This is a genomic window from Neisseria sp. HMSC03D10, from assembly GCF_001807625.1.
Taxonomy (GTDB): domain Bacteria; phylum Pseudomonadota; class Gammaproteobacteria; order Burkholderiales; family Neisseriaceae; genus Neisseria; species Neisseria mucosa.
Map to the genome: position 1 here is coordinate 1 of NZ_KV789502.1, position 7,889 is coordinate 7,889.

At 52.0% G+C, this 7,889-nt stretch carries 10 protein-coding genes and 2 pseudogenes; 7 read left to right on the forward strand and 5 right to left on the reverse strand.

The window, feature by feature from the left end:
• Positions 1-66 precede the first annotated feature (66 nt).
• From HMPREF3066_RS11960 to HMPREF3066_RS02175, 4 genes and pseudogenes are all read right to left on the reverse strand, one after another.
• Positions 67-1,235 (reverse strand): annotated as a pseudogene (locus tag HMPREF3066_RS11960) (molybdopterin dinucleotide binding domain-containing protein); the annotation flags it as partial.
• 3 nt (positions 1,236-1,238) lie between these two features.
• Positions 1,239-1,718 (reverse strand): annotated as a pseudogene (locus HMPREF3066_RS13265) (DUF2478 domain-containing protein); the annotation flags it as partial.
• 178 nt (positions 1,719-1,896) lie between these two features.
• On the reverse strand, positions 1,897-2,727 hold the full coding sequence (locus tag HMPREF3066_RS02170; protein WP_070440169.1) for a basic amino acid ABC transporter substrate-binding protein: 831 nt from the start codon (positions 2,725-2,727) through the stop codon (positions 1,897-1,899).
• A 73-nt stretch (positions 2,728-2,800) separates the two neighbouring features.
• Positions 2,801-3,052 carry an NGO1151 family protein gene (locus HMPREF3066_RS02175; protein ID WP_070440171.1) on the reverse strand — a complete coding sequence of 84 codons (252 nt, stop codon included), beginning with the start codon at positions 3,050-3,052 and terminating at the stop codon, positions 2,801-2,803.
• A 102-nt stretch (positions 3,053-3,154) separates the two neighbouring features.
• Here HMPREF3066_RS02175 and HMPREF3066_RS02180 point away from each other — a divergent pair, with 102 nt between their 5' ends.
• Both HMPREF3066_RS02180 and HMPREF3066_RS02185 read left to right on the forward strand, forming a co-directional pair.
• Positions 3,155-3,967: a hypothetical protein gene (locus tag HMPREF3066_RS02180; protein WP_070440173.1), complete on the forward strand. Its 813-nt coding sequence runs from the start codon at positions 3,155-3,157 to the stop codon at positions 3,965-3,967.
• 108 nt (positions 3,968-4,075) lie between these two features.
• Positions 4,076-4,666, forward strand: coding sequence for a DUF3465 domain-containing protein (locus HMPREF3066_RS02185; RefSeq protein ID WP_070440175.1), 591 nt, complete (start codon positions 4,076-4,078; stop codon positions 4,664-4,666).
• 72 nt (positions 4,667-4,738) lie between these two features.
• Here HMPREF3066_RS02185 and HMPREF3066_RS02190 read toward each other — a convergent pair whose 3' ends face one another.
• On the reverse strand, positions 4,739-5,377 hold the full coding sequence (locus HMPREF3066_RS02190; protein WP_003756379.1) for a DedA family protein: 639 nt from the start codon (positions 5,375-5,377) through the stop codon (positions 4,739-4,741).
• A 56-nt stretch (positions 5,378-5,433) separates the two neighbouring features.
• Here HMPREF3066_RS02190 and HMPREF3066_RS13470 point away from each other — a divergent pair, with 56 nt between their 5' ends.
• From HMPREF3066_RS13470 to cutA, 5 genes are all read left to right on the forward strand, one after another.
• Positions 5,434-5,559: a hypothetical protein gene (locus HMPREF3066_RS13470; protein ID WP_019269920.1), complete on the forward strand. Its 126-nt coding sequence runs from the start codon at positions 5,434-5,436 to the stop codon at positions 5,557-5,559.
• Positions 5,556-6,224 (forward strand): DnaA regulatory inactivator Hda, encoded by a 669-nt coding sequence (gene hda, locus HMPREF3066_RS02195; RefSeq protein ID WP_003763115.1) that lies wholly within the window; start codon positions 5,556-5,558, stop codon positions 6,222-6,224. The genes HMPREF3066_RS13470 and hda overlap by 4 nt, the downstream gene beginning before the upstream one ends.
• Positions 6,221-6,889 carry a histidinol-phosphatase gene (locus tag HMPREF3066_RS02200; protein WP_045072370.1) on the forward strand — a complete coding sequence of 223 codons (669 nt, stop codon included), beginning with the start codon at positions 6,221-6,223 and terminating at the stop codon, positions 6,887-6,889. The genes hda and HMPREF3066_RS02200 overlap by 4 nt, the downstream gene beginning before the upstream one ends.
• A gap of 243 nt (positions 6,890-7,132) precedes the next feature.
• On the forward strand, positions 7,133-7,432 hold the full coding sequence (locus tag HMPREF3066_RS02205; RefSeq protein ID WP_070440177.1) for a TonB family protein: 300 nt from the start codon (positions 7,133-7,135) through the stop codon (positions 7,430-7,432).
• A gap of 10 nt (positions 7,433-7,442) precedes the next feature.
• Positions 7,443-7,763, forward strand: a complete 321-nt coding sequence (gene cutA / locus HMPREF3066_RS02210) for a divalent-cation tolerance protein CutA (RefSeq protein ID WP_070440179.1) — start codon at positions 7,443-7,445, stop codon at positions 7,761-7,763.
• Positions 7,764-7,889 lie beyond the last annotated feature (126 nt).

The following is a 7,889-nucleotide window of genomic DNA, read 5'->3' on the forward strand; positions in this document are numbered from 1 at the left end:
GCAGAGGCTGAGACAATGAACACGTTCTTAGACAGGCATTGCTCTTCACTAAGTTTTCAGACGACCTTAACCTGCCGGTTCGTCCATCCAATCCACTTTGTTCATTTTACGCACAATCACCCATTCATCACGGTTAGAGCCTACTGTGCCGTAGTAGTTGAAGCTGTACGCCAATTGCGCGTAGCCGCCTATCATGTGGGTCGGGTTCAAGACCGCCTTGGTTACCGAGTTGTGGATACCGCCGCGTTTTTTGGTGGTTTCTGCCGCCGGAGTATGTACCAGTTTTTCCTGAGCGTGGTACATCAAAATCATAGTTTCGGGAATACGCTGGCTCACAATCACACGGCAGGCAATCGAACCGTTGGTGTTGAACACTTCCACCCAGTCGTTATCCACCAAACCGGCTTTCTTGGCATCGATTTCGGAAATCCACACGTGCGGGCCGCCGCGTGAGAGCGTGAGCATACGCAGGTTTTCCGAATAGGTACTGTGGATACCCCACTTCTGGTGCGGCGTGAGGAAGTTGAGTGTGATTTCCGGATTGCCGTTAGGCATTTTACCCAGCAGCTGTTTGGTGGTTTTGGTGTCCACCGCCGGACGGTACACGCAGAAAGCAGCACCGAAATCGCGCATCCACTTGTGGTCTTGGTAGAACTGCTGGCGGCCGGTCAGCGTGCGCCACGGAATCAGCTCGTGCACATTGGTATAGCCAGCGGTGTAGCACACTTCTTCGCTCTCCACGCCCGACCAAATCGGTGAGGTAACAATCTTGCGCGGCTGGGCGACGATGTCGTGGAAGCGGATTTGCGTGTGCTCGCTGGCATTAATCAGATGTGTATGGTCGCGGCCTGTAGCTTTGCCCAAGGCTTGCCAAGCCTTTTTTGCCACATGTCCGTTAGTTTACGGAGCGAGGGTTAATATCATCTCGCAGGCGTCAATGGCAGTTTCGATTTTCGGTTGACTTTTTCCAGCAACGGGCCGACTGAAGTGAATTTTTCGTAAATCGCGCCGTAATCGCGCTCGACCACGGTAATTGCAGGCATGGTTTTGCCCGGAATCGGGTCGCATTCGCCATGTTTCCAGTCTTTCGGATCAAACGGTTGTCCGAGCTCTTGCGGGCTGTCGTGCATCAGCGGTGTCAGTACGACGTCTTTTCGCACGCCGATATAGTCTTTGGCCAATTCGCTGAATTTCTTAGCGAAGCCTTTGTAGATTTCACAGTCGGTTTTGCTTTGCAAGGTGGTTAGAACCGGAATGCCTGAGCTGATAGCGGCAAGGTATTCCGACAACAAACCGCAGCTATCGATTTCTGCATGGCCAAATTTGTTAATGACTACCAAATCCGTGCCTTCCGCTATGGCTTCGCGAATCACCGAACCTGCTGCTGCCAGTGCGCCGGCATCTAGTTTGCAGCCGCTGGAATGGTTGCCGAGATTTTGGAAGATGGAAAAGCATCGGTTGTCTGCGACGGAAGCCAGCTCCGAATTGCTGTGCTTGCCTTTGTTGTCTATCGGATTCAATAGTCCTGCCACGCGCCATCCGTCTTGTTGCAACCGGCGCACGGCCTGCCATAATGCAGTTATCGCAGCATCGCCTTCATCAGCATATACCACGGCAGCGATGGCATAGTCTGATTGTTGTTCTATTTGATTAGACATAAATTCACTTTCAAGGGTATTGAAGTTTTGGGCAAAATCTTGCAATGTCGTTGCAAACATTAAAAAAACGTTTGAATCTCTTGGGACGATTGTTCGTAGATGTCAGTCGGAAAATTGTAGGGACAGTATAGCCGTCATTAGAGATAAAATGGCCGGCTCATTAAACAAAAGGTCGTCTGAAACCCGCGATACAGGCTTTCAGACGACCTTTCTTATTGCTTAAGAACGTTGAAACAGATTATTTGGCTGCTTCAGGTTGGCTGGCGGCTGCCGCTTTATCGCCTTCTTTGGCGAAGTATTTGGCGTGGATTTTGTCGTATTCGCCGCTGTCGCGTACTTTTTTCAGCGCTTCGTTCAGCATTTTGACGGTCGCTTCGTCGCCTTTGCGTGCGGCGATGCCGTAGTTTTCAATCGTGAAATCAGGCAGGGTGATGAAGTCCATGCTTTTGGTCGGGTTGTTTTTCACATAATTGGCGATGACCGCGCTGTCGCTGACTACGGCATCCACGCCGCCGTTTTCCAGTTCTTTGATGACCAAGGGAACGCTCTCAAAGCGGGCGATTTTAGGATTGTCGTTGCCCAAGAGTTTGGAAACGGAGAAGTCGCCGGTTTGACCGGTAACGACACCGACTTTCGCCATGTTTTTGAGGTCGTCTGAAGAGGCGACTTTTTTGCCTTTGGGAACGAGGACGACTTGGGTGATTTCAAAATAAGGGTCGGTGAAATCCATGGACTGCTTGCGCTCGTCGGTAATGGTTACGCCGGAGATGACGATATCCGTATCGCCGTTTTTGAGCGCGGGGAAGAGGCTGTCCCAAGGCTGGTGTTTGAATTCGACTTTGAATTCGCCGGCTTTTGCCATGGCGTTCATCAAATCGACGTCGAAACCTTCAACGTTGCCGGCGGAATCCAATGATTCGAAAGGGGCGAATTCGGCGTTGGCGGCAACGCGGTACACTTTGTCGGCTTTAGGGGCTGACGAGGATGCGTCTTTGCTTTGACCGCCGCAGGCGGAGAGTGCCAGAGCGGAGCAGGCGAGGGCGGCTGCAATCCATTTTTTCATGTTCATGGGGAGGTTCCTTCTTTACGGATATTAATAAATAAACGGATAGTTTAACACGGTTTGGGGAAGTCGCTACGCGTCAGTGTTCTTTTTCGCGGAAAAAAGCGTAGGTTACGTCATGGAAGAGGTCGGTATGCGGGCTGTCTTCGTAGTTCAATTCGGCGAGTGCGTCTTCGAAGGCAAGCTGGATGGACTCGACGGCTTCGTTTGCCATCTCGGACGGCAGCGAACGGATCAGGCCTTTGAGGGCGGTGGCGAGGACGTGGTTCTGCATACGCAAAACGTCGTTGGCTTCTTCCAAATATTCGAGGCGTTGTTCGATGCTGCTCATGATGTGTTCCTGGGAATCTGTTAAAATACCGCATTATAGCAAATCACGGCATTCGCTATGCGCGTGAAATGAAATGACACAACGGAAGAACGAAAGCTAAAAATGGATACGAATCGTCCCGATACGCCACAACAAACGGATGAAAGCCTGGATTGGGAAAGCCGCTTGGAAAAACTGCGGCAAACCCGCCAATTGAACGCACCTTACACACACGCGCCTTTGGTGCGCGAATCTCAAGAGCCTGCCTTCGAGCAGAAGCCCAAAGCCAAGTCGGTCAAGCTCGACGATGCCAACCGCGATGCCGTCTTGACGGAATATCTGCGCAAATGGCAGGAGGAACACAACGCCATGCTGGAGGAAGAAGCCGCTGAAACGGCGGAGACCGATGCGATGGTGATTTTGCAGGAAAACTGGCTGAACGCGCAGTCTTCGCTACAAATGAGCGCGTCCGACAGGCAAATCGAGTCCACGCGCACGGTTTGGCTGAATCCGAAACGTAAAACAGTCGAATTTGACGCGCCTGCAAAAGCAGAGGCAACGTCGTCTGAAAACGAAAATCCGCAGGCGCAAGAGCAAGTTTCAGACGACCCCAAAGCAGAAATGCCGCCGATTACCGTCCATATCAACGTGTTGAACCCGCAGGTCATCAACCGCAGGGAAGTGTTCTGCATTTCCGAGCAAGACCTGAGCGAGCGTTTGATCAAACGCCTGCGCCCGCACGTCGCCGACGCCGTCAACGGCATGATACGCACCGCCGTGCAGAAACAAATGGCGCTGTTTACCTACCAGCTCCAACAAACCCTCAGCGAACAGGCGCCCGATTTGGTGGAACAGCTTTTGGATTACAACGTGAAAAAAATCCTGAACGACATCAAATACGAAATGAAATACAGTCAGGGGAACAAAAAAGCGTGATAACGCAGCCGCCGCTTCAGGTATCGGACTGAAAATGCTGATTTTTCCGCTGGTTTTGTATATAATGGCGGCTCACGTTATCGTGATTTAACTCCTTTCAAATAATTTATGCCCGATGAACCGTCGGGCATTTTTTTGGGCGTGGATTTTATGAACAAAAACAAATGGATTTGGATACTGATTGTTGCCGCCGTGGTAGTCGGTTATCAAAAAATGCAGCAGGGGCGGCAAGGTCAGGCAGCGGATGCCGTACCAACCCAAATGCAGCCCCAAACCCAGGCGGAAAAACGCCAATCCGAGCAGTCTGAATCCAAAAAATCGCAACCGAAGCAGCCGAAATCCGACCGCCAAGCAGGGCAGGGCAGCGTGGAACAAATATTGCAGCAAGCCTTTGAAAACCAACAAAGTGATATTCAAGTGAAAGGCGCGGGTACAGTGCTCAAAACGCTGCCCGACGACAACCAAGGCACACGCCATCAGCGGTTTATCTTGAAACTGTCGAGCGGGCAAACGCTTTTAGTGGCGCACAACATCGACCTCGCCGACAAAATCAAAGGCTTGAAAAAAGGCGATAAAGTCGGCTTCTACGGCGAATACGAATGGTCGGAACAGGGCGGCGTCCTCCATTGGACGCACCACGACCCCGCAGGCCGCCATGCCGACGGCTGGCTGGAACACGACGGGCGGATTTATCAATAAAGCTTGGAACGATTGCAAAAGGTCGTCTGAAAAACGTTTTCAGACGACCTTCTCTTATGGTTCAAACAATTTTTACTTCTTCGCCGCCCTTCTCGCGCGGATGACTTCGACCACGCCCGGCAGGATGGAAATCACGATAATCGCGACCATCACTAAAGCCAGATTGTTTTTGACAACCGGAATATTGGCGAAGAAATAACCGGCATAGGAAAACGACAAGACCCACAATACCGCGCCGATGATGTTGTAGCGGATGAAGGTACCGTAGTGCATACTGCCCATGCCTGCGACAAACGGGGCGAACGTCCGCACAATCGGGACGAAGCGGGCGATGATGATGGTTTTGCCGCCGTGTTTTTCGTAGAAAGCATGGGTTTTCTCCAGATACGACTGGCGGAAGATTTTGGAATCGGGGTTGGCAAAGAGTTTGCGCCCAAAAAACTTGCCGATCATGAAGTTGGCGGCATCGCCCAAAATCGCGGCGGCCAAAAGCAGCGCAATCATGACATGAATATTCATGCTGCCGACCGCGGCAATCCCGCCCGCGGCAAACAGCAGCGAATCGCCCGGTAGAAACGGCGTAACCACCAAGCCGGTTTCGCAGAAAATAATCAAAAACAACACCGCGTAAATCCATACGCCGTATTGCGCGGAAATCTCGACCAAATGCTGGTCGATGTGGAGGATAAAATCAATAAGGGTCGAAATCACGAGATTTTCCTGAAATAAAAAAGACAGAGGTCGTCTGAAAACAGACGCGTTGCCAAATGTCCGCCATTGTATATGAAACCCATGCCGCGCGCCCCTTTTTCAGACGACCCCGCGCCTTGATACGCGCTGACAAAACAACGTACAATAAACCCGATTCCAACCCATCCGGTATGCCTTTGTGAACCAGCTTATTTTCGACTTCGCCGAACGCGGCTATCCCGGTTTCGACAAATTCCTCGGAACGGAAAATGCCGAACTGGTCTATGTGTTACAGCATAAACACGACCCGTTTATCTACGTCTGGGGCGAAGAAGGCGCGGGCAAGAGCCACCTGCTGCGTGCATGGGTCGCCCAAGCGCTCGACGCAGGGAAAAAAGCCGTCTATATCGACGCTGCCGCCACACCCCTGACCGAAGCCGCCTTTGAAGCCGAATACCTCGCCATCGACCAAATCGAAAAACTGGGCAACGAAGAACAAGCCCTCCTGTTTGCCGTATTCAACCGCTTCCGCAACAGCGGCAAAGGCTTTCTGCTGTTAAGCTCCGAACACACGCCCCAACAGCTCGTCATCCGCGAAGACTTGCGTACCCGCATGGCGTACTGCCTCGTTTACGAAGTCAAACCCCTGACCGACCAAGAAAAAATCGACGCGCTCGTCAGCATGGCGGCAGCACGCCAAGTCACCATAGATCCCGAAATCTTCGAATACCTGCTCAACCACTGGCGGCGCGACATGGACAGCCTGATGCAGATGCTCGACACGCTGGACAACTACGCCGTTACTATGGGCAAACGCATCACCCTGCCGCTTCTTCGCCAGCTTTTGAAACAACAGGAAACCCAATGAAAAACCTTGCCATCTTCGACCTCGACAACACCCTCATCAACACCGATTCCGACCACTCTTGGCCGCAATACCTCATCAAAAAAGGGCTGGTTGACGCTGCCGAAACCGAAGCGCAAAACGAAAAATTCTACCGCGACTACCAAAACGGCTGCCTCGACATCGACGCATTCCTCAAATTCCACCTCGCCCCGCTCGCCCGTTACAGCAAAGAAGAGCTAACAGAATTTCACCGCGAATTTATGGCGGAGTTCATCATGCCGCACATCTCGCCCATGCAGCGTATGCTGGTGCAGAGCCACCAAATGTCCGGCGACGAAACCCTCGTTATCTCCTCGACCAACGAGTTCATCATCACCCCCATCTGCCACCTTTTCGGCATCACCAACATCATCGGCACCCAACTCGAAACCGGTGCCGACGGCCGCTACACCGGCAACTACATCGGCACGCCCAGCCTCAAAGAAGGCAAAATCACCCGCCTGAACCAATGGCTTGCCGAACGCGGCGAAACGCTCGAAAGCTATGGCAAAACCTATTTTTACAGCGACTCCAAAAATGACCTGCCGCTGCTGCGCCTCGTCAACGAACCCGTCGCCGTCAACCCCGATGCCGAACTGGAGCAAGAAGCCAAAGCAAAAGGTTGGCCGATATTGAACTTCAAATAAGCAACACCGCATCCGCCGCCAAACGGGCGCAATATCGTAGCGTGGGCTTCGCCCACGAAAACAAAGGTCGTCTGAAAATAAGCGCACCCCCGTAGCGTGGGCTTCGCCCGCGAAAACAAAGGTCGTCTGAAAATAGCACAACACCGTAGCGTGGGCTTAGCCCACGGAAAACAAAAGGTCGTCTGAAAATAAATAAAAACACCCCCCTAAACACTCCACAAATCTACAAATAAGGAAAACAATATGTCCATCCGCGCCATCATCCCCGCCCTGCTGCTTGCCTTCACCCTACCCGCAACCGCGCAAACCGTCAACCCGGCAGAATACGCCCCCGCATCCCAAAATCCCGCACAACCCATCAAACCCGTCAAACTATCCATCTTGGTTTCCCCCGAAGGCAAAGCCGTAGAAGTCAGCATCCTCGAATCCAGCGGTTATGAAGGACTCGACGAAACAGCCGTCGCAACCGCCAAAAAAGACAAATACAAAGCCGCCGGATACTGGGTGAAATATAAAGGAACCATCGAGTTTAAAAACCAATAGGTCGTCTGAAATGTCCGCGTTCAAACCCGTCATCGTTACCACCACCGTCCCGACCCGCGAAGAAGCCGAAAAAATCGGCAACCTGCTTTTAGAAAAGCAACTTGCCGCCTGCGTGCAATACGAAGCCATCACCAGCCAATACCTTTGGAACGGCGAAATCTGCTGCGACGACGAAATCCGCATCACCATCAAAACCTCGCGCCACTGCTACCGCGAAATCCAAAAAAACATCATCGCCAACCACAGCTACGACTGCCCGCAAATCCTGATGCAAAACGTATCGCGCGGATACGCCCCCTATTTGCGCTGGCTGAAGCAGAGTTTAGGTTGATAAAACAGCCCCGCGCCGTCTGAAAAACGCTCAAGCATCATTATGAATTTACAGGGAAGTCCACTATAATGACGGCTTTTGATTTTCAGACGACCTTATAGTGGATTAACTTTAAACCAGTACGGC

What these genes read in the sequence shown, in the direction of transcription:
- HMPREF3066_RS02200 (WP_045072370.1), top strand. Translation starts at nt 6,221, where the DNA reads ATGAAAAACCTTGCCATCTTCGACCTCGACAACACCCTCATCAACACC.
- HMPREF3066_RS13470 (WP_019269920.1), top strand. Translation starts at nt 5,434, where the DNA reads ATGTCCGCCATTGTATATGAAACCCATGCCGCGCGCCCCTTTTTCAGA.
- HMPREF3066_RS02175 (WP_070440171.1), bottom strand. Translation starts at nt 3,052, where the DNA reads ATGAGCAGCATCGAACAACGCCTCGAATATTTGGAAGAAGCCAACGAC.
- HMPREF3066_RS02180 (WP_070440173.1), top strand. Translation starts at nt 3,155, where the DNA reads ATGGATACGAATCGTCCCGATACGCCACAACAAACGGATGAAAGCCTG.
- cutA (WP_070440179.1), top strand. Translation starts at nt 7,443, where the DNA reads ATGTCCGCGTTCAAACCCGTCATCGTTACCACCACCGTCCCGACCCGC.
- HMPREF3066_RS02205 (WP_070440177.1), top strand. Translation starts at nt 7,133, where the DNA reads ATGTCCATCCGCGCCATCATCCCCGCCCTGCTGCTTGCCTTCACCCTA.
- HMPREF3066_RS02170 (WP_070440169.1), bottom strand. Translation starts at nt 2,727, where the DNA reads ATGAACATGAAAAAATGGATTGCAGCCGCCCTCGCCTGCTCCGCTCTG.
- HMPREF3066_RS02185 (WP_070440175.1), top strand. Translation starts at nt 4,076, where the DNA reads ATGCCCGATGAACCGTCGGGCATTTTTTTGGGCGTGGATTTTATGAAC.